Source organism: Dryocola baronae (assembly GCF_051297175.1).
In the GTDB taxonomy this organism is placed as follows: domain Bacteria; phylum Pseudomonadota; class Gammaproteobacteria; order Enterobacterales; family Enterobacteriaceae; genus Dryocola.
On sequence record NZ_JBINNY010000001.1, the window covers coordinates 185,721 to 206,296 of the forward strand.

At 56.5% G+C, this 20,576-nt stretch carries 17 protein-coding genes, 4 tRNA genes and 1 other RNA gene; 17 read left to right on the forward strand and 5 right to left on the reverse strand.

What is annotated here, in order from left to right:
- The 10 genes from wzxE (at position 1) to ACSPHG_RS00900 (ending at position 6,746) form a co-directional block, all read left to right on the forward strand.
- Positions 1 to 1,251, forward strand: coding sequence for a lipid III flippase WzxE (wzxE, locus tag ACSPHG_RS00855; protein ID WP_435951588.1), 1,251 nt, complete (start codon positions 1 to 3; stop codon positions 1,249 to 1,251).
- Positions 1,248 to 2,327, forward strand: a complete 1,080-nt coding sequence (locus ACSPHG_RS00860) for a TDP-N-acetylfucosamine:lipid II N-acetylfucosaminyltransferase (protein ID WP_435951589.1) — start codon at positions 1,248 to 1,250, stop codon at positions 2,325 to 2,327. The genes wzxE and ACSPHG_RS00860 overlap by 4 nt, the downstream gene beginning before the upstream one ends.
- Positions 2,324 to 3,688, forward strand: coding sequence for an ECA oligosaccharide polymerase (wzyE, locus tag ACSPHG_RS00865; protein ID WP_435951590.1), 1,365 nt, complete (start codon positions 2,324 to 2,326; stop codon positions 3,686 to 3,688). Before ACSPHG_RS00860 ends, wzyE begins: the two co-directional genes overlap by 4 nt.
- Positions 3,689 to 3,699: 11 nt before the next feature.
- The gene (gene wecG / locus ACSPHG_RS00870; RefSeq protein WP_435951591.1) at positions 3,700 to 4,440 is read left to right on the forward strand and encodes a lipopolysaccharide N-acetylmannosaminouronosyltransferase; all 741 of its coding nucleotides are present in this window, start codon (positions 3,700 to 3,702) and stop codon (positions 4,438 to 4,440) included.
- A 215-nt stretch (positions 4,441 to 4,655) separates the two neighbouring features.
- The gene (gene thrP, locus ACSPHG_RS00875; protein WP_435951592.1) at positions 4,656 to 6,026 is read left to right on the forward strand and encodes a bifunctional threonine/serine APC transporter ThrP; all 1,371 of its coding nucleotides are present in this window, start codon (positions 4,656 to 4,658) and stop codon (positions 6,024 to 6,026) included.
- Between the two features lie 117 nt (positions 6,027 to 6,143).
- A tRNA-Arg gene (locus tag ACSPHG_RS00880) sits at positions 6,144 to 6,220 on the forward strand.
- Between the two features lie 60 nt (positions 6,221 to 6,280).
- Positions 6,281 to 6,356 (forward strand) — tRNA-His (locus tag ACSPHG_RS00885).
- Between the two features lie 19 nt (positions 6,357 to 6,375).
- Positions 6,376 to 6,462 (forward strand) — tRNA-Leu (locus tag ACSPHG_RS00890).
- Positions 6,463 to 6,502: 40 nt separating this feature from the next.
- Positions 6,503 to 6,579, forward strand: a tRNA-Pro gene (locus ACSPHG_RS00895).
- 37 nt (positions 6,580 to 6,616) lie between these two features.
- Positions 6,617 to 6,746: non-coding RNA, RtT sRNA (locus ACSPHG_RS00900), on the forward strand.
- A gap of 632 nt (positions 6,747 to 7,378) precedes the next feature.
- On the opposite strand, the gene hemY is transcribed toward ACSPHG_RS00900, so the two are convergent.
- Genes hemY through hemC form a run of 4 tightly spaced genes read right to left on the reverse strand, consistent with a single transcriptional unit; the run spans position 7,379 to position 11,456 of the window.
- Positions 7,379 to 8,575: a protoheme IX biogenesis protein HemY gene (hemY, locus tag ACSPHG_RS00905; protein WP_435951593.1), complete on the reverse strand. Its 1,197-nt coding sequence runs from the start codon at positions 8,573 to 8,575 to the stop codon at positions 7,379 to 7,381.
- Between the two features lie 3 nt (positions 8,576 to 8,578).
- Positions 8,579 to 9,754, reverse strand: coding sequence for a uroporphyrinogen-III C-methyltransferase (gene hemX, locus ACSPHG_RS00910; RefSeq protein ID WP_435951594.1), 1,176 nt, complete (start codon positions 9,752 to 9,754; stop codon positions 8,579 to 8,581).
- A 23-nt stretch (positions 9,755 to 9,777) separates the two neighbouring features.
- Entirely contained in the window at positions 9,778 to 10,518 is a 741-nt protein-coding gene (gene hemD / locus ACSPHG_RS00915) for a uroporphyrinogen-III synthase (protein ID WP_435951595.1), read from the reverse strand.
- On the reverse strand, positions 10,515 to 11,456 hold the full coding sequence (gene hemC, locus ACSPHG_RS00920) for a hydroxymethylbilane synthase (RefSeq protein ID WP_435951596.1): 942 nt from the start codon (positions 11,454 to 11,456) through the stop codon (positions 10,515 to 10,517). Before hemC ends, hemD begins: the two co-directional genes overlap by 4 nt.
- A gap of 284 nt (positions 11,457 to 11,740) precedes the next feature.
- Between hemC and cyaA the strand changes: the two genes are divergently transcribed.
- Positions 11,741 to 14,287 carry a class I adenylate cyclase gene (gene cyaA / locus ACSPHG_RS00925; protein ID WP_435951597.1) on the forward strand — a complete coding sequence of 849 codons (2,547 nt, stop codon included), beginning with the start codon at positions 11,741 to 11,743 and terminating at the stop codon, positions 14,285 to 14,287.
- On the opposite strand, the gene cyaY is transcribed toward cyaA, so the two are convergent.
- Complete coding sequence (gene cyaY / locus ACSPHG_RS00930; protein WP_435951598.1) at positions 14,288 to 14,608, reverse strand: iron donor protein CyaY; 321 nt, start codon at positions 14,606 to 14,608, stop codon at positions 14,288 to 14,290.
- A 128-nt stretch (positions 14,609 to 14,736) separates the two neighbouring features.
- On the opposite strand from cyaY, the gene lptM reads away from it, so the two are divergent.
- From lptM to uvrD, 6 genes are all read left to right on the forward strand, one after another.
- A complete protein-coding gene (gene lptM / locus ACSPHG_RS00935; protein WP_435951599.1) occupies positions 14,737 to 14,946 on the forward strand; it encodes an LPS translocon maturation chaperone LptM in 210 nt (69 codons plus the stop codon).
- Positions 14,947 to 14,983: 37 nt separating this feature from the next.
- Positions 14,984 to 15,808, forward strand: a complete 825-nt coding sequence (dapF, locus tag ACSPHG_RS00940) for a diaminopimelate epimerase (RefSeq protein WP_435951600.1) — start codon at positions 14,984 to 14,986, stop codon at positions 15,806 to 15,808.
- Entirely contained in the window at positions 15,805 to 16,509 is a 705-nt protein-coding gene (locus ACSPHG_RS00945) for a DUF484 domain-containing protein (protein WP_435951601.1), read from the forward strand. Before dapF ends, ACSPHG_RS00945 begins: the two co-directional genes overlap by 4 nt.
- Positions 16,506 to 17,411, forward strand: coding sequence for a tyrosine recombinase XerC (gene xerC / locus ACSPHG_RS00950; RefSeq protein ID WP_435951602.1), 906 nt, complete (start codon positions 16,506 to 16,508; stop codon positions 17,409 to 17,411). The genes ACSPHG_RS00945 and xerC overlap by 4 nt, the downstream gene beginning before the upstream one ends.
- Positions 17,411 to 18,127, forward strand: a complete 717-nt coding sequence (gene yigB, locus ACSPHG_RS00955; protein ID WP_435951603.1) for a 5-amino-6-(5-phospho-D-ribitylamino)uracil phosphatase YigB — start codon at positions 17,411 to 17,413, stop codon at positions 18,125 to 18,127. The genes xerC and yigB overlap by 1 nt, the downstream gene beginning before the upstream one ends.
- 186 nt (positions 18,128 to 18,313) lie before the next feature.
- Positions 18,314 to 20,476 carry a DNA helicase II gene (gene uvrD, locus ACSPHG_RS00960; RefSeq protein ID WP_435951604.1) on the forward strand — a complete coding sequence of 721 codons (2,163 nt, stop codon included), beginning with the start codon at positions 18,314 to 18,316 and terminating at the stop codon, positions 20,474 to 20,476.
- The last annotated feature ends 100 nt before the right edge of the window (positions 20,477 to 20,576 follow it).

Here is a 20,576-nt window from a genome sequence, read left to right on the forward strand (position 1 = left end):
ATGTCGCTGGCTAAAGCCTCAGTGTGGACCGCAGGGTCCACGCTGGTAAAAATTGCTGCCGGCCTGCTGGTCGTAAAACTCCTCGCGGTGGCGTATGGCCCGAGCGGCGTGGGGCTGGCGGGTAACTTTCGTCAGATGGTTACCGTGCTGGGCGTGCTGGCGGGGGCCGGTATTTTCAACGGCGTCACCAAATACGTTGCGCAGTACCACGATGACCCTGAACAGCTTCGTAAAGTGCTTGGCACCTCTTCGGCTATGGTGCTCGGCTTTTCAAGCCTGCTGGCGGTTGTGTTTGTGCTGGCGGCAAAGCCCATCAGCATCGGCCTGTTCGGCCATGACCATTATCAGGGCCTGGTGCGGCTGGTTGCGCTAGTACAAATGGGCATCGCCTGGGCTAACCTGTCGCTGGCGATCATGAAAGGCTTTCGCGATGCGGCGGGGAATGCCCTGGCGCTGATTGGCGGCAGCCTGATTGGCGTAGCGGCTTACTATCTTTGCTATCGCCTGGGCGGTTACCCGGGTGCTTTGCTTGGCCTGGCGCTGGTGCCGGCGCTCGTGCTGATCCCGGCAGGTTTTATGCTGGTTCGCCGCGACCATGTGCCGCTGGCCTACCTGAAGCCGCAGTGGGATAGGGTCTACGCCAGCAGCCTCGGCAAGTTCACCATCATGGCGGTAATCACTTCTATCACGCTGCCGGTGGCTTACGTGATGATGCGTAACCTGCTTGCCGAAAATTATAGTTGGGACGATGTGGGCATCTGGCAGGGCGTGAGCAGTATCTCCGACGCCTACCTTCAATTCATCACCGCTTCGTTCAGCGTTTACCTGCTGCCGACGCTATCCCGGCTGACCGCAAAGCAGGACATCTCACGCGAAATCGTCCGCTCTCTGAAGTTTGTTCTGCCAGCAGTGGCGATTGCGAGCTTCACCGTGTGGCTGCTGCGCGATTTTGCTATCTGGCTGCTGTTCTCGCATAAGTTCATCGCCATGCGCGATCTCTTCGCCTGGCAGCTGGTGGGCGACGTGCTGAAGGTCGGGTCGTACGTATTTGGCTATTTGGTCATCGCCAAGGCCTCGCTGCGCTTTTATATTTTGACTGAAATTAGCCAGTTTGCTTTATTAACCGGATTCTCACGCTGGCTGATCCCAGCCCATGGCGCTCTGGGTGCCGCACAGGCCTACATGGCGACATACATTGTTTACTTCGCGCTCTGCTGTGGCGTGTTTCTCCTATATCGTAGACGAGCATGACGACACTGATTCACGTACTGGGTTCGGATATCCCGCATCATAACCAGACGGTTTTGCGTTTCTTTAACGACGCTCTGGCCGCCTCACATCCGCACGCGCGCCAGTTTATGGTGGTCTCAACGGATGGCGCATTGCCATCAGCGTTTCCCGAGCTTGCGATTACGCTCTTCCCTTCTAAAAAAGCGCTGGCGCAGGCCGTGGTTGGGAAAGCGCGGGCCGATCGTCAGCAGAAATTCTTTTTCCACGGGCAGTTCAACGGCGCGCTATGGATCGCGCTGCTGACCGGCGGGCTAAAGCCCGCACAGGTAAGCTGGCATATCTGGGGGGCGGATTTATATGAAGCCTCACGCAAGCTAAAGTTTCGCCTGTTTTACCTGCTGCGCCGCATTGCGCAGGGCCGCGTTGGCCGGGTCTTCGCTACGCGCGGCGATCTTAACTATTTACACCAGCGCCATCCTCGCGTGCCCGGTGAGCTGCTTTACTTCCCAACCCGCATGGACCCCGCGCTTAATAACATGGGCGATGAGGTCAAAACTGCGGGCAAACTCACGCTGCTGGTGGGCAACTCTGGCGATCGCAGCAATCAGCACGTTGCCGCGCTGCGGGCAATACACGCCCAGTTTGGCGACACCGTGCGCGTTGTCGTTCCTATGGGCTACCCGGAAAATAACGGCGCTTATATTGCGGAAGTCGAGCAGGCTGGCCGCGCGCTGTTCAGCGCTGAAAATCTGCAGGTGCTGAAAGAGAAAGTCGAATTCAACGAATACCTTACCCTGCTGCGCCAGTGTGATTTGGGGTATTTCATTTTTGACCGCCAGCAGGGCATCGGCACCCTTTGCCTGCTGATTCAGGCGGGGATCCCGTGCGTGCTGAGCCGTAAAAACCCGTTCTGGCAGGATATGGTCGAACAGCATGTGCCCGTGCTCTACACGGGCGATCCGCTGGATGAAACGATCGTGCGCGAAGCACAGCGCCAGCTACGCTTACTGGATAAGCAACAGATTGCCTTTTTCAATCCCAACTATATTGAAGGTTGGCACCGGGCGTTGGCTATCACATCGGGAGAAACCGCATGAGTTTGCTGCAGTTTGGCGGTTTGTTTTTGGTATGGTTTGTCTCGGTGATGTTTATCGGCGTGCTGACGTACCAGGAATTCCTTAAGGTTCGCTTCAACTTCAACGTCTTCTTTTCGTTGCTGTATCTGCTGACTTTCTTCTTCGGCTTTCCGTTCACCTGCACGCTGGTGTTTCGTTTTGGCGTAGCCGTCGTGCCTGCGGACATATTGCTCCAGGCGCAGCTCGCGGCGGTTTGCTTCTACGGTATTTATTACGTTGCCTATAAAACCCGCCTGCGCCCTAAGCGAATCGCAACAGCGCCACGACGCCCGCTGTTCACCATGAACCGCGTTGAAACGCATCTCACTTGGGTGATTTTGGCGGCTGTCGCGCTAGCAAGCGTGGCCGTCTTCTTCATGCACAACGGCTTTTTGCTGTTTAAGCTGCACTCCTACAGCGAAATCTTCTCGAATGAAGTGTCAGGTGTAGCGCTCAAGCGCTTCTTCTACTTCTTTATTCCGGCGATGCTGGTGGTCTATTTCCTCAAGCAGGACGGGCGTTCCTGGATGTTCTTCCTGGTTAGCACCGTCGCCTTCGGCCTGCTGACCTACATGATCGTCGGGGGAACGCGCGCCAATATAATCATCGCGTTCGCCATCTTCCTGTTTATCGGCATCATTCGCGGCTGGATTTCACTGTGGATGCTGGCGGCGGCGGGCGTTTTCGGCATCGTCGGCATGTTCTGGCTGGCGCTCAAACGTTACGGGCTGGACGTGAGCGGTGACGAAGCGTTTTATACCTTCCTGTATCTCACGCGCGATACCTTCTCTCCGTGGGAAAATCTGGCGCTGCTGCTGCAAAACTACGACAAAATCGACTTCCAGGGCCTTGCGCCTATCGCTCGCGACTTCTACGTCTTCATCCCGACATGGGTTTGGCCAGACCGCCCCGGCATCGTGCTGAACAGCGCCAATTACTTCACCTGGGAAATCCTCAACAACCATTCCGGGCTTGCAATTTCGCCGACGCTTATCGGTTCGCTGGTGGTGATGGGCGGCGTGTGGTTTATCCCGCTGGGGGCCGTAGCCGTTGGCCTGATCATCAAGTGGTTCGACTGGCTTTACGAGCTTGGGAATCAGGAAACCAACCGCTATAAGTCTGCTATTTTGCATAGCTTCTGCTTCGGGGCGATCTTTAACATGATCGTTCTGGCGCGCGAGGGGGTGGATTCCTTCGTCTCGCGCGTCGTGTTCTTCCTTGTGGTGTTCGGCATTTGCCTTCTGCTGGCGAAGCTTCTTTACTGGTTATTTGATAGTGCAGGTTTGGTCCATCAACGTCTGCGGCGAACGCCGCGCGTGGTCACCGAAACCTCTAACGCCTGACAGGGAACAATATGAACGAGTCGATTACCGCTCCAAAATACACGATTCGCGGCCTGGAATTGCTGGGCTGGCGCGATATGCAGCATGCGCTGGACTATCTCTATGACGGCGGCGCGCTGCGATCGGGCACGCTGGTGGCGATCAACGCTGAAAAGGTTCTCACGGCTGAACGCGACCAGGAAGTACGGGAGCTTATTGACGCCGCCGAGTTTAAATACGCCGACGGCATCAGCGTGGTGCGTTCAATACGCAAAAAGTATCCGGCGGCAGTCGTATCGCGCGTGCCCGGCGCTGACCTTTGGGAAGCCTTAATGGAGAAAGCCGGGCGCGAAGGCACGCCGGTTTTCCTCGTCGGCGGCAAACCGGAGATTCTGGCGCAGACCGAGGCTAAACTTCGTAAGCTGTGGAACGTGAATATCGTCGGCAGCCAGGATGGATACTTTAAGCCGGAGCAGCGGCAGGCTATGTTCGAGCGCATCCGTGATAGCGGGGCGGCAATCGTGACCGTCGCAATGGGGTCCCCGCGGCAGGAAATCCTCATGCGCGATTGCCGCAAGGTTTATCCGCAGGCGCTGTATATGGGCGTTGGCGGCACCTATGATGTGTTCACCGGCCACGTGAAGCGCGCGCCGAAGATTTGGCAGAAGCTGGGGCTGGAATGGCTTTATCGCCTGCTGTCACAGCCGAGCCGTCTGGGACGCCAACTTAAGCTGCTGCGCTACCTGGCGTGGCATTACAGCGGCCGCCTCTAAACCATTTCAACGCGCTCACTTGGGCGCGTTTTTACTTTCCTACGGACGTATTTTTCTACCACTCCGCTCATAACTGTTAACAGTTGATTTGTAATTTTGCAAAAAATGCGAAACCATTGCGTCCGCCTGGGCGCGGGCCGCGCTCGGACTTCAGGTTATTACACAACTAGAACCGGTCTAAACCGGGCAATTTGCGAATACAACTCAGAGGGCATATGGCAGAAAAACAAGCAGAGCTTCAGCGTGGGCTGGAGGCTCGACACATCGAACTTATCGCGCTGGGCGGTACCATCGGCGTTGGTCTCTTTATGGGGGCTGCAAGTACCCTGAAATGGGCCGGCCCGTCGGTGCTGCTGGCGTACATCGTCGCGGGACTGTTCGTATTTTTCATAATGCGTTCCATGGGCGAAATGCTCTTTCTGGAACCCGTAGCAGGCTCGTTTGCCGTTTACGCACACCGCTATATGAGCCCGTTCTTTGGCTATCTCACCGCGTGGTCCTACTGGTTTATGTGGATGGCGGTGGGCATCTCGGAAATTACCGCCATCGGGCTTTACGTCCAGTACTGGTTCCCCGATTTGCCGCAGTGGCTGCCCGCGCTCATCGCAGTAGGGCTTGTCGCGCTGGCGAACCTGGCTGCGGTGCGGCTGTACGGTGAAATCGAGTTTTGGTTTGCGATGATCAAAGTCACCACCATTATCGTGATGATCATCGTTGGGCTTGGCGTGATTTTCTTCGGATTTGGCAACCACGGCCAGCCGATCGGCTTTGGCAATCTTACCGAGCACGGCGGCTTTTTTGCCGGAGGCTGGAAGGGCTTCTTAACGGCGCTTTGCATCGTTGTGGCGTCGTATCAGGGCGTGGAGCTGATCGGCATTACCGCCGGAGAAGCCAAAAACCCGCAGGTGACGTTACGTAGCGCGGTCGGCAAGGTGCTGTGGCGCATCCTGATTTTCTACGTGGGCGCGATTTTCGTTATCGTGACTATCTTCCCGTGGAACCAGATTGGCAGCAACGGCAGCCCGTTCGTGCTGACGTTTGCCAAAATCGGTATCACGGCGGCGGCTGGGATCATTAACTTTGTGGTGCTGACGGCCGCGCTTTCGGGCTGTAACAGTGGGATGTATAGCTGTGGACGCATGCTTTATGCCCTTGCGAAGAACCGCCAACTGCCAGCGAAAATGGCAAAAGTCTCCCGTAACGGCGTGCCGGTGGCGGGCGTGGCGGTTTCTATTGTCATCCTGCTGCTCGGCTCGTGCCTGAACTACATCATCCCTAATCCACAGCGCGTGTTCGTCTATGTGTATAGCGCAAGCGTTCTGCCGGGCATGGTGCCGTGGTTTGTGATTCTGATTAGCCAGCTGCGTTTCCGTAAGGCGCACCGCGAGGCGATTGCCAGCCACCCGTTTAAGTCGATCATGTTCCCTTGGGCCAACTACCTGACGATGGCGTTCCTGGTATGCGTATTAATCGGGATGGGCTTTAATGAAGACACGCGCATGTCGCTTACCGTAGGGATGGGCTTCTTGCTGCTGGTGACCTTGGTTTATAAGGTTTTTGGCCTGAATAAACCTCTGAATAAGTAAAATTAGCGTGGATTAGCAGCAGAACGCACAAAGCGTAACCAAACGCGCATTTTATTCAAATAAGCACTAGACAGCTGAGCACGAAGCCCGTAATATCCGACCCCGCAACGGCGCTACGCGCCCGTAGCTCAGCTGGATAGAGCGCTGCCCTCCGGAGGCAGAGGTCTCAGGTTCGAATCCTGTCGGGCGCACCATTTAAGAGTGGCGCGAGAGCTGCGGTGGTATTAACTTACCGCGTGAAAGATTTTACAGTGGTGGCTATAGCTCAGTTGGTAGAGCCCTGGATTGTGATTCCAGTTGTCGTGGGTTCGAGTCCCATTAGCCACCCCATTAATTTAGTGGTTACGATGCGAAGGTGGCGGAATTGGTAGACGCGCTAGCTTCAGGTGTTAGTGTTCTTACGGACGTGAGGGTTCAAGTCCCTCTCTTCGCACCAATCATCTAAATTAAGTAAGATTTGCAGTACAGCAGTATTTCGGCGAGTAGCGCAGCTTGGTAGCGCAACTGGTTTGGGACCAGTGGGTCGGAGGTTCGAATCCTCTCTCGCCGACCACATTCAAGAAAAAGCCAGCTCTTTGAGCTGGCTTTTTTGCATCCGGATTCTGAAGAGGATGAGAACCTCCGAAGGAGGTTTGAGCCGAGCGAAGCGAGACAACGTTGCTTTAACAACGGCCCGTAGGGCGTGTTTGGTAAAAACAAGTCATCCTCTCTCGCCGACCACATTTAGAAAAGGCCAGCTCATAGAGCTGGCCTTTTTGCATTTGTAGGGCGGATAAGCGCAAGCGCCATCCGCCGCAAAAGTGTGATGGCGCTTGCGCTTATCAAACCTACCGATCGAATTCTGCAATCCCATCTGACTGTCGCAACACCGCGACAAAACGTATCCAGCTGTCTCTTTTTGGAGACACGCAATCACTTGATTAATAAATATTTAATATAATGTATCTTTAACTGTCTCCTCCGGGAGACAAACGAAGCGGGAAAGTTTCATCGTGGCGGTAAAGCGTCCTGCCGTCGTTGACGGCAATAACTACCTGAATTTGTAGAAATTGCGGCGATTGTCGAATACCGGATTCAAACCTGGCACGCATCGTGCAATAATATACCCGTAGATGCTCATTCCACTTCTTATGTTTGCTTAGGCTTCATAAACCCAGGAATGACGCAGAGCCAATTACGGTGCTTATCGTCCACCGACAGATGTCGCCTTAGGCCTCATCCAACACCATGGACACAACGTTGAGTGAAGCACCACTTAGTTGTCAACAGACCTGTTTTAACACCTGCCAACCGGCAGGTGTTTTTTTTTGCATCGCGGGAAGAAAAAGGGCGAAAGAACTTCGCCCGCGGTATTAAGGATTGGGATTGTTTTGCAGGGTGAGTAGCAGGCCGTCGCGGCGCATCAGAGCAGCTTCTTCCGGCTGGTGGAGCCTGTCGAGCGAGTCAGCAAGCCATGCGTAATCGAAGGCGTCCGGGCGCTGCTTGATGGCCTCGCGGAACGCTTCACTTGCCTGCTGCCATTCGCCGTGCTTCATCAGAAGCTGACCCAGCGTGCTGTAAAGCAGCGGGCGATCGCCATGGGTTTTAATCTGCTGACGCAGCGCTTTTTCCAATTGTTCAGGATTACCCGACTTGAGGCGCGGCATCAGCAAGATCAGGCGCTCGTCATACTGGCGCTTAAGGCCATCGAGCACGATTTCCTGCGCGGCCTCATGATCGTCACACTCAATCAGATGCTCCGCCATCGCCACCTGCAGCGTCGTTTCCTGCCGCGTCTTACGGCTCTGGTTGCGCCACCAGGTTTTCAGGCCATCGTTGCCCTGATCTGCCATCGCCTGGTCCATCATGCCAATCCAAGCCTGTTCCTGCAGCGCCGCGCGGTGCGCTTCGTCACCAACCTGCACTTTATCCATCGCTGGCAGAATATCCAGAATGGAACTCCATGCGCCGGTGCGGACATAGGCCTGTTCGGCAAGACGCAGCACTTCCGGATGGCGAGGCGCGATTTCCAAAAGCTTATCGACGCCATGGCGTGCCGCGTGATTTTCGTTGCGCGCCAGCTGTAGACGAACGCGGGTGATTTCCACCGGCAGCTGATCGTTGTCCGCCAGCTCCGCCGCGCGCTCCAGATGCTGGTTAGCGCGGATTTCGTCGCCACGCTGTTGAGCCGCTTCAGCAGCCAGCAGATAGTTCACGACCGGCTGTTCCGCATGGTCTGCGTTTTTCGACATCAGCTTCTCAACCTGCTGATAGTCGCCTTCCGCGAGCTTCAGCAATGCTGCTTTGGTCTGCTTGCGGGCGCGGCTGCTTTTGCGGCCTACGAACCAGCCGCGAGTGCGCGCGCCGGTACGGAAGATGCGACGCAAAATCCATTCGATAGCGAACAGCACAACCATGGTCAGGATCAGAACGATCGCCAGGCCCGTAACGCTGGTCTCGACGTTATAGTTGTCGGTCTGGATCAGCACATAGCCCTGATGACCGGCGAGCATTGGCCCAAGAACGATCCCGGCGATCAGCAGCAGGAAGAGCAATAAGACTTTAATCATCGCTTATTCTCCCTGACTTGCGGCAGGAGCCTGTTCAGGCGCGGCTGGAGCAGGTGTGGCGCTTGCCGCACCCGGCTGAGCAAGCAGGTTGCGCACGCGAGTTTGCATCAGCTTTTCAAGCAGCGGCTGGCTTTGCAGCGTCTGCGGGATATCCATGTTGATGCTCTGCTGGCCGAGGCTTTCTAATTCATCCAGGAACGCTTTAGTTGTCGCATCATTGGTATCGTAATAGGCACGAACCCACGTAGACACGTTTTCCAGCGACTGCTTATAGGTTTCATCCTGATGACGCGGCACGGCCTGAGCGGCTACCAGCAGGCGCGAGCGAATATTCTCACGCAGGTAGATATCCTGATTCGGCGCAAGCAGCGGCACGGCCGTTTCATCGCGGCGGCGGATAGTAATGAAACTGTCCATAAAGTTATGCCAGCTTTTCACCAGGTTCTGACGCCATTCGGTCACCGTGCTGGAAAGCTCGCTGCCGTCGGAGTCCATCGGCGTGTCGTCGGTGTCGTTGTCCGCGAGGCGCAGGTTATCTACCTGGTTGGAAAGCTGGTTCAGCTTAAGAATGATGCCGTCATAGTCCACCTGCGTAACGGCGGAAAGCGAACTGATGTCATCGGTCAGCGCGCGGCGAGCGGCGATCAGGCTTGGATCGTTCATGTCCGCAAGGCTCGCGTCTGCGCTTTTCAGCAGCGCGGCGGCGGTGGTCACGTCCTGATCGCTCCACAGCTTGCGGCCAGCCAGTTTCACGAGGAAATCGGCCTGGGCAAGAAGCCAGGTTTTGGCATCGCTGCCGGAAATGGTCGCCACTTTTTGCTGCACTTCGTCCAGCTGACGCGCCAGGTTTGCCTGCTGACGGTTGGCTTCATCAAGGGCTGTCGCCTGCTGTTTGATGGTTTTTTCCAGCTCGCTTTTCTGCTGATCCTGCTGTTTTTGCAACGCGGTAAGCTGTGAAGCCAGCGCATCGTTGGTGGCAGTTTGCGTTGAAGCCTGATGTTTGCCATAGCTGTAAAGCCCAGCACCTAACGCCAGAGCAATAGCAATGGCGATAGCGCCCAGTGCAATTCCCGCCACTCCGCTACGATTTTTCTGTGGTGGTTGCTCTGGAAGCGGCGTGGTTTCCACCGCGGGTTTGGTCTCTTCAACCATGGCGGAGGAGGTATTTTGTTCCGTCATTGTGGCGTCCCATATTGTTAGGTTTATTGTAACGCGCGAAGCAGCGCGTCATTGTCGGCGTTATCGGCGATCCGAATATCCTGCCAGCCCAAATCCCGGGCCGCGATCGCCAAACGCTCACTGACAACAACCAGTTGGCAGTGGAGTAACCAGTCATTGCGATACCACTCGGGAACCAGCGCATAAAGCTGCCGCAGCATTTCGCCGCTGGTGACGACAAGGGTTTTTATCCCCCGCTCGCGCCAGCGGAAAGCTTCTTCCGTTCCGTCATAAATTTTCGCATTGCGCTGATAGCATTCGCAAAATTCTACTTTAGCGCCGCGTGCAGTCAGGGTTTCGCCTAACAGTTCACGCCCGCCATTGCCACGCAGAATGAGCGCGCGCTTACCGGCAACGTTCTGTAATTCAGGTAATTGTAGCAAGACTTCACTGGTTTCCCGATCCAATGGATAGCGGACCGGTAAATGACTGACCGTATGAAAGGCCAACGCGGTGGCTCGCCCGATGGCAAACCACGAAAGATGTTCCGGCCACGACAGGTTGTTATGTCGCAACAGAGGATTGGCGTAATGCACTACGTGCTTTGAGAGCACGAAGACGAGATCGCCCGGCGAAAGCGCTGCAAGGCGTTCCGGCAGTTGGTTCAGCTGCCGGCCCGGGGAGAATTCAATGAGAGGAAAACTGTACGCCACCTGCCCGAGTGCGCGCAGACGGCTCACTAACTCTTCCCCAGCGGGGGAGGGGCGGGTGACAAGAATCGTCATGCGGGCGCATCTCCATCATAAACGGCGGCGAGCACTTCACGCGCACCGCTGTTCAGCAGCTCTTCGGCAAGGGAAATGCCCATGGCTTCTGCTTCTTCAGGTTTACCACGGCGTTCACCGCGCACCATAAAGGAACCGTCCGGAGCGCCGACCAGCGCACGCAGCCACAGCTCGCCGTCTTGCAGTTCTGCGTAGCTGCCGATTGGCACCTGGCAGCCGCCTTCAAGACGCATGTTCATCGCGCGCTCGGCGCTCACGCGAACGGCGGTTTCATCGTGATTAAGCGGCGTAAGCAGTTCGCGGGTGCGTTCGTCGTTCAGCCTGCATTCAATACCAACCGCACCTTGACCAACTGCCGGCAGTGAAACTTCCGCTGGCAGCGCGCAACGAATACGGGACTGTAGGCCAAGCCGGTTTAGTCCGGCTACGGCAAGAATAATGGCATCGTATTCGCCGCTATCAAGCTTGCTCAACCGGGTGCCAACGTTGCCACGCAGCGAACGAATCACTAAATCAGGACGACGTTCTGCAATCTGGCACTGGCGGCGCAGACTTGAGGTGCCAACCACGCTGCCCTGCGGCAAATCATCCAGGCTTGCGTACTGATTCGAGACAAACGCATCGCGCGGATCATCGCGCTCGCAGATGGTGACCAGACCCAAGCCTTCAGGAAATTCCACCGGCACGTCTTTCATCGAATGCACGGCGATATCCGCACGGCCTTCAAGCAGCGCCAGCTCTAACTCTTTGACAAACAGACCCTTGCCACCAACTTTGGCCAATGGCGTATCGAGGATCACATCGCCGCGCGTCACCATAGGCACCAGCTCAACATTAAGCTGCGGATGACACGCCATCAGGCGCTGTTTAACATATTGTGCTTGCCAAAGCGCGAGCGGACTTTGGCGAGTGGCAATTCTTAATACATTGTCTAACATGCTTGTTACCGTAATTGTCGTCTGCTGCCCATCCTACCACTCTTAACGGAAGGCTGTCAGTTTCAACGGTTTTTGCGGAAAAGAGGGACGTGACTCGTATTATGGAATATAAAGCAGGTAACCGTGATGGCGTTTTGTGCATAGCGCAACTTTCTTTACGGTCAACCAGCAAGGTGTTAAATTGATCACGTTTCCAGCAATTGTTTGCCCGTTCGTTTATAATCATAGAGGCAACAATCAGGAAACGGGTTTTTTCGAATACTGAAACCATCAGGCGATATGTCTTGTACCTCTATATTGAGACTCTTAAACAGAGACTGGATGCCATCAACCAATTGCGCGTAGACCGCGCGCTTGCTGCCATGGGGCCTGCCTTCCAACAGGTCTACAGTCTTCTGCCGACATTGCTACATTATCACCACCCGCTGATGCCGGGTTACCTTGACGGTAACGTTCCCCATGGCATCTGCATCTACACGCCTGATGAAACCCAACGCCACTATCTTAACGAACTGGAATTGATGCGCGGCATGCCGCCGCAGGAAACCGCCGCTGGCGAGTTGCCGATTACCGGTTTGTACTCCATGGGCAGTACCTCTTCCGTCGGCCAAAGCTGCTCTTCAGACCTGGACATTTGGGTCTGCCACCAGGCATGGCTGGATAACGACGAACGCCAACTGTTACAGCGTAAATGCAGCCTGCTGGAAAGCTGGGCGGCATCGTTGGGCGTTGAGGTCAGCTTCTTCCTGATCGATGAGAACCGCTTCCGTCACAACGAAAGCGGCAGCCTCGGCGGCGAAGACTGCGGCTCCACTCAGCATATTCTGCTGTTAGACGAATTTTACCGCACTGCCGTGCGGCTCGCCGGGAAACGTATTCTATGGAATATGGTGCCGGGCGACGAAGAAGAGCACTACGACGATTACGTCATGTCGCTCTACGCGCAGGGCGTGCTGACGCCAAACGAATGGCTGGATCTCGGCGGTTTAAGCTCACTCTCCGCGGAAGAATACTTTGGCGCAAGCCTTTGGCAGCTCTATAAAAGCATCGATTCCCCGTATAAAGCAGTGCTGAAAACGCTGCTGCTGGAAGCCTATTCCTGGGAATATCCGAACGCCCGCCTGCTGGCGAAAGACATCAAACAGCGCCTGCACGACGGCGAAATTGTCTCCTTCGGGCTCGATCCGTACTGCATGATGCTGGAGCGGGTCACCCATTATCTGACGCAAATCGAAGACACTGCGCGCCTGGACCTGGTGCGTCGCTGCTTCTATCTAAAAGTGTGTGAAAAACTTTCCCGAGAACGCGCCTGCGTTGGCTGGCGGCGTGAAGTATTAAGCCAGCTCGTCAAAGAGTGGGGCTGGGACGAAGCGCGTCTGGCAATGCTGGACAACCGCGCTAACTGGAAGATTGACCAGGTCCGCGACGCGCACAACGAACTGCTGGACGCGATGATGCAAAGCTATCGCAACCTGATTCGCTTTGCGCGCCGTAATAACCTGAGCGTGAGCGCAAGCCCGCAGGATATCGGCGTTCTGACCCGCAAACTTTACGCCGCGTTCGAAGCGCTGCCGGGTAAAGTCACTCTCGTTAACCCACAGATTTCACCGGATCTCTCCGAAACGAACCTGACGTTTATCCACGTGCCGCCGGGCCGTGCCAACCGCTCTGGCTGGTATCTCTACAACCGCGCGCCCAATATGGATTCCATCGTCAGCCATCAACCGCTGGAATATAACCGTTATCTTAATAAGCTGGTGGCCTGGGCCTACTTCAACGGCCTGCTGACCTCCCGCACCCGCCTGTTTATTAAGGGCAACGGTATCTGTGACCTGCCGAAGCTGCAGGAGATGGTGGCCGACGTGTCTCACCACTTCCCGCTGCGTCTGCCTGCGCCAACGCCTAAAGCGCTCTACAGCCCGTGCGAAATTCGCCACCTGGCGATTATCGTCAACCTGGAATACGACCCGACGGCGGCCTTCCGCAATCAGGTTGTGCATTTTGACTTCCGCAAGCTCGACGTGTTCAGCTTTGGGCAGCAGCAGCAGTGCCTGGTCGGCAGCGTCGACCTGCTTTATCGCAACTCGTGGAACGAAGTGCGTACCCTGCACTTCAACGGCGAGCAGGCGATGATCGAAGCGTTGAAGACGATTCTCGGCAAAATGCACCAGGACGCCGCCCCGCCAGACAGCGTAGAAGTCTTCTGCTACAGCCAGCATCTGCGTGGCCTGATCCGCACTCGCGTGCAGCAGCTGGTTTCCGAATGTATTGAGTTCCGCTTGTCCAGCACCCGCCAGGAACCCGGGCGTTTCAAAGCGCTGCGCGTTTCCGGCCAGACGTGGGGACTGTTCTTCGAGCGCCTGAGCGTATCGGTGCAGAAGCTGGAAAATGCGGTTGAATTCTATGGGGCGATTTCCCATAACAAACTGCATGGCCTGTCGGTTCAGGTTGAAACTAACCAGGTGCAGCTGCCGCCGGTGGTGGACGGTTTCGCCAGCGAAGGGATCATTCAGTTCTTCTTTGAAGAGACCAACGAAGAGCAGGGCTTTAACATTTATATTCTTGATGAGAGCAACCGAGCGGAGGTGTACCACCACTGCGAAGGAAGCAAAGAGGATCTGGTGCGTGACGTCAGCCGCTTCTACTCGTCATCCCACGACCGTTTCACCTACGGCTCAAGTTTTATCAACTTCAACCTGCCGCAGTTCTACCAGATTGTGAAGGTTGATGGGCGCACCCAGGTCATTCCGTTCCGCACCCAAACCGTGCTGCCTGCGACGTCTGCGAACCATGACGATAACGCGACGCCGCTGCTGCAACAGTATCAGTAACTAGCTAAAGCTCACCGGCTCGCCAGCCTGCTGGGTGCAGGCTTCTTCTAATAGTTGCCAGAATTCCACGCCGCTACGATCGCAAATCCACAAATCCCCTTTCAGGTCAAAGTGATAGCCACCGCTTTTGGTTGCCAGCCACACCTGATGCAGCGGCTCCTGACGGTTGATAATGATCTTGCTGCCGTTTTCAAAACTCAGCGTTAACACGCCACCGTTAATCTCACAGTCGATATCCGTGTCGCCGTCCCAGTCGTCAAGGCGCTCTTCGATCGTCATCCACAGGCCGTCGGCCAGTTGATGGAATTCACTGTCGTTCATCTCTTCTTCCCGGTTGTTCGTATTCACGGCAGTATAAAAGCAACGCTCGCCAATAGAAAAGAGTATTGCTTTTCGGGGTTCACCTGCGATGATAGACGACAGAATATTGAATCACAGGCATCTCAATAATGAAGAAAATTTTCTGCCCGCTGGCGGTTGCACTGGCGCTGTTTAGCCTCACAGGCTGCGGCCTGAAAGGGCCACTCTATTTCCCACCTGCTGACGGTAAAACCAAACCGGCCACGCAGAACACGGCCCCTCAGCCGCAAACGCAATCGACCACGCCGGACCGCAACAATCGCGGCACGAGCGACGCGCCGACTCAGGTGATCTACTAGACAATATGAGATAAGTAACCGCGGAATGGAGCAGAAGATGCAGTTCTCAAAAATGCATGGCCTCGGTAATGACTTTATGGTCGTCGACGCGGTGACACAGAATGTCTATTTCTCCCCTGAGCTGATCCGACGCCTGTCGGATCGTCACCTCGGCGTGGGTTTCGATCAGCTGCTGGTGGTTGAACCGCCCTACGATCCTGACCTCGACTTCCATTACCGCATCTTCAACGCCGACGGCAGCGAAGTTTCTCAGTGCGGTAACGGCGCGCGCTGCTTTGCCCGCTTTGTGCGCCTGAAAGGGCTGACCAACAAACGCGATATTCGCGTGAGCACGGCAAACGGCCGCATGGTATTAAGCGTGACCGACGACGAGCTGGTGCGCGTGAATATGGGCGAGCCGAACTTCGAACCTTCCGAGGTGCCGTTCCGCGCCAACAAAGCGGAAAAGACCTATATTATGCGTGTCGCCGAGCAGACCATTATGTGCGGCGTGGTGTCGATGGGTAACCCGCACTGCGTGATTCAGGTCGACGACGTGACCACCGCCGCCGTAGAAACCCTCGGCCCGGTGATGGAAAGCCACGAACGCTTTCCGGAACGTGCAAACATTGGTTTCATGCAGGTCGTCACCCGCGAACACATCCGTCTGCGCGTCTTTGAGCGCGGTGCGGGGGAAACACAAGCTTGTGGCAGCGGTGCCTGTGGCGCCGTGGCCGTAGGCATTCAGCAAGGTTTACTGGCGGAGCAGGTGCGGGTTGAACTGCCCGGCGGCCGCCTTGATATCGCCTGGAAAGGGCCGGGAAATCCGCTGTTTATGACCGGCCCGGCGGCCCATGTCTATGATGGATTCATACATCTATGAAGAACGCCGAGGAACAGCAAGAAGCCGTACTGGAGCTCGACGATAGCGCCGTGGCAGAGTACCTGCAGCGCCATCCCGAGTTCTTTATTCGTAACGCCCAGCTTGTTGAGCAGATGCAGGTGCCGCACCCGGTGCGCGGCACGGTATCGCTGGTAGAGTGGCATATGGCCCGCAGCCGTAACCACATAAATTTCCTTGAAGAAAACATGACCCTGCTGATGGAGCAGGCGAGCGCCAACGAAGGGTTATTCTACCGCCTGCTCAAACTGCAGGGCCGCCTCGCCTCTGCGACCAGCCTGCAGGAAATGCTCAACCGCCTGCATCGCTGGGCGCGTGAAATGGGGCTGGCGGGCGCGAATGTGCGACTGTTTGCTGACCGCTGGCGTATCGGTGCACCTTCTGATTTCACCCATCTTGGCCTTAACCGTCAGGCGTTTGAGCCGCTGCGCATCCAGCGCCTGGGCGATGCCCAGCATTACCTTGGCCCGCTGAACGGGCCGGAGCTGCTGGTCGTGCTTCCCCAGGCAAAAGCAATTGGTTCGGTGGCGATGTCGCTGATGGGCAACGACGCCGATCTTGGCGTGCTGTTATTCAGCAGCCGGGATGCCCAGCACTATCAGCAAGGGCAGGGAACGCAGCTGTTGCACGAGCTGGCGCTGATGCTGCCGGATTTGCTGGAGCGCTGGGTTGAGCGAGTATGACCGCCGCACCTCTGCAAACGCTCGTTGATGGCTTCCTGCGATACCTCAAGGTTGAGCGCCAGCTCAGCCCGTTAACCCTACTTAACTATGGCCGCCAGCTCGCCGCCATTATTCATCTTCTCGACGAGATGGGCATCAAAGCCTGGCAGGCGTGCGATGCCGCAGGCGTTCGTTCGCTGGCGGTGCGCAGCCGCCGCGCGGGCCTTGGGCCGTCAAGCCTGGCGCTACGTCTTTCCGCGTTACGCAGCTTCTTCGACTGGCTGGTCAGCCAGGGCGAACTAAAAGCTAATCCCGCAAAAGGTATTTCTGCCCCGAAAGCGGGCCGCCATCTGCCGAAAAATATCGATGTTGATGATATAAATCGCCTGTTGGATATCGATCTTAACGATCCCCTCGCCGTGCGCGATCGCGCCATGCTTGAGGTGATGTACGGCGCGGGCCTGCGTCTGTCCGAACTGGTGAACATGGACTGCGGGCATATTGACCTGTCTACCGGTGAAGTCTGGGTGATGGGGAAAGGCAGCAAAGAGCGCCGCGTGCCGGTGGGGAAATCTGCCGTAAGCTGGGTCGAACACTGGCTGGATCTGCGCGAGCTGTTTGGGCCGGACGACGACGCGCTGTTCCTCTCGAAGCAGGGCAAGCGCATCTCCGCCCGCAACGTACAAAAACGCTTTAGCGAGTGGGGCATTAAACAGGGGCTAAACAGCCACGTTCATCCGCATAAGCTGCGCCACTCTTTTGCCACGCACATGCTCGAGTCGAGCGGCGATCTGCGCGGCGTGCAGGAATTACTCGGCCACGCCAACCTGTCCACCACGCAAATCTATACCCACTTAGACTTTCAACATTTAGCCTCGGTGTATGATGCCGCGCATCCACGCGCCAAACGGGGGAAATCGTAATGCATTTTTATCGCCCACTTGGGCCGATTGCCGCGCTCACTTTCGATCTTGACGACACGCTGTATGACAACCGCCCGGTGATTGAACGTACCGAGCTCGAAGCCATGAGCTTCGTGCAGAACTATCATCCGAATCTCAGCGTGCTCAAAAAAACGGATTTCATGCGCCTGCGCCAGGCCATCCGCCTCGCTGAGCCGGAGATTTACCACGACGTCACCGAATGGCGACGCCGTGCGGTAGAGCGCGCGATGCTGGACGCTGGTCTGTCGTTAAAAGAAGCCGAGGCGGGAGCCGCCGCTTCGATGGCAAATTTCGCGAAGTGGCGCAGCCGCATAGACGTGCCGAAGGAAACCCACGATACGCTGGCGATTCTTGCGCAAAAATGGCCGCTGGTGGCGATCACCAACGGCAACGCGGAGCCGCATCTCTTCGGCCTGGATAAATACTTCAAGTTCGTTCTGCGGGCCGGCCCGCACGGGCGTTCCAAGCCGTTCAACGATATGTATCATCTGGCGGCCGAAAAGCTCGGCGTACCGCTGGAACACATCCTGCACGTGGGCGACGATCTTACTACCGACGTTGCGGGCGCGGTGCGCAGCGGCCTGCAGGCCTGCTGGATTAACCTGCGCGACGGCGACCTGATGCAGATCGACGATAGCCGCTTATTGCCGCATCTGGAAATTTCGCGGTTGGCATCCCTCACCGCGCTGATATAATCATCAATAACTCTGTATAAAATTCCAGGGGTTGATACTCGTCATACTTCAAGCTACAGGTGCGTTGGCCGCACTCGCTCACCCCAGTCACTTACTTTGTGTAAGCTCCTGGGGATTCCCGAGCTTGCTGCCTTCCTGTAACTCGAATTATTTAGAGTATCCCATACTCCTTTAACGGCGGTGCCAATGGACGTTTCTTACCTGCTCGATAGCCTCAATGATAAACAGCGCGAAGCCGTCGCGGCCCCGCGCAGCAACATGCTGGTGCTGGCCGGGGCGGGCAGCGGTAAGACGCGCGTGCTTGTGCACCGCATCGCATGGCTGATGACGGTCGAAAACTGCTCGCCGTATTCCATCATGGCGGTGACGTTCACCAACAAAGCGGCGGCGGAAATGCGCCACCGTATCGGCCAACTGATGGGCACCAGCCAGGGCGGCATGTGGGTTGGCACCTTCCACGGCCTCGCGCACCGCCTGCTGCGCGCGCATCACATGGATGCGAACCTGCCGCAGGATTTCCAGATTCTGGACAGCGAAGACCAGCTCCGCCTGCTGAAACGCTTAATTAAGGCGATGAACCTTGATGACAAACAGTGGCCCGCGCGCCAGGCGATGTGGTTCATCAACGGTAAAAAAGACGAGGGTCTGCGCCCGCACCACATTGAAAGCTATGGTAATCCGGTAGAGCAAACCTGGCAGAAAGTTTATCAGGCGTATCAGGAAGCCTGTGACCGCGCAGGGCTGGTGGACTTCGCCGAACTGCTGCTGCGCGCCCACGAACTGTGGCTCAACAAACCGCATATCCTCAACCACTACCGCGAACGCTTTACCAATATCCTCGTAGACGAATTCCAGGATACCAACAGCATTCAGTATGCGTGGATCCGCATGCTGGCGGGCGACACGGGCAAAGTGATGATCGTCGGCGACGACGATCAGTCGATTTACGGCTGGCGTGGGGCGCAGGTGGAAAACATCCAGCGCTTCCTGACCGACTTCCCAGGCGCGGAAACTATTCGCCTTGAGCAAAACTACCGCTCGACGAACAATATTCTGAACGCCGCCAACGCCCTGATCGCCAATAACGCGGGCCGCCTCGGCAAAGAGCTGTGGACCGATGGCAGCGACGGCGAGCCGATTTCACTCTACTGCGCGTTCAACGAGCTCGACGAGGCGCGCTTCGTCGTCAACCGCATCAAAACCTGGCAAGAGAAGGGCGGAGCGCTGGAACAGTGCGCCATTCTCTACCGCAGCAACGCCCAATCGCGCGTGCTGGAAGAAGCGTTATTACAGGTCGGCATGCCGTACAGAATTTACGGCGGCATGCGCTTCTTCGAACGCCAGGAAATTAAAGACGCGCTTTCGTATCTGCGCCTTATCGCCAACCGTAACGACGACGCGGCCTTTGAACGCGTGGTTAACACCCCAACGCGCGGCATTGGTGACCGCACGCTTGACGTTGTGCGTCAGACCTCGCGCGATAAACAGCTCACGCTGTGGCAGTCGTGTCGCCTGCTGCTGCAGGAAAAGGCGCTGGCCGGGCGGGCGGCTTCCGCGCTGCAACGCTTTATGGAACTGATTGACGCACTGGCACACGAAACCATCGACATGCCGCTGCACGTGCAGACCGACCGGGTGATCAAAGACTCCGGCCTGATGATGATGTACGAGCAGGAAAAGGGCGAAAAGGGCCAGACGCGTATCGAAAACTTAGAGGAACTGGTGACGGCGACGCGCCAGTTCAGCTATCAGGATGAAGACGAAGATTTAATGCCGCTGCAGGCTTTCCTGTCTCACGCCGCGCTGGAAGCGGGTGAAGGGCAGGCAGATACCTGGCAGGACGCGGTGCAGCTGATGACGCTGCACTCCGCGAAGGGGCTGGAGTTCCCGCAGGTGTTTATCGTCGGCATGGAAGAGGGCATGTTCCCAAGCCAGATGTCGCTCGACGAGGGCGGGCGTCTGGAAGAAGAGCGCCGCCTCGCCTACGTTGGCGTGACGCGCGCAATGCAAAAGCTCACGCTGACCTATGCAGAAACCCGCCGTCTTTATGGCAAAGAGGTTTATCACCGTCCGTCCCGCTTCGTTGGCGAGCTGCCTGAAAACTGCGTGGAAGAGGTGCGTTTGCGCGCCAGCATCAGCCGCCCGGTCAGCCATCAGCGCATGGGAACGCCGATCTCTGAGAACGATTCTGGCTTCAAGCTGGGGCAGCGCGTGCGCCATGCAAAATTTGGCGAGGGCACCGTTGTTAACCTCGAAGGCAGCGGCGAGCATAGCCGCGTGCAGGTTGCCTTCCCTGGGCAGGGAATTAAGTGGTTAGTGGCCGCTTATGCGCGGTTAGAAACTGTGTAACTTACAGAAAAACCTGGCAATTTTGTAACCGGCTACTACCCTTAAATTATCACGGGCATTTATTAGTCTGCGGTGTCCCGTTGCGTGTTGACGGCATATT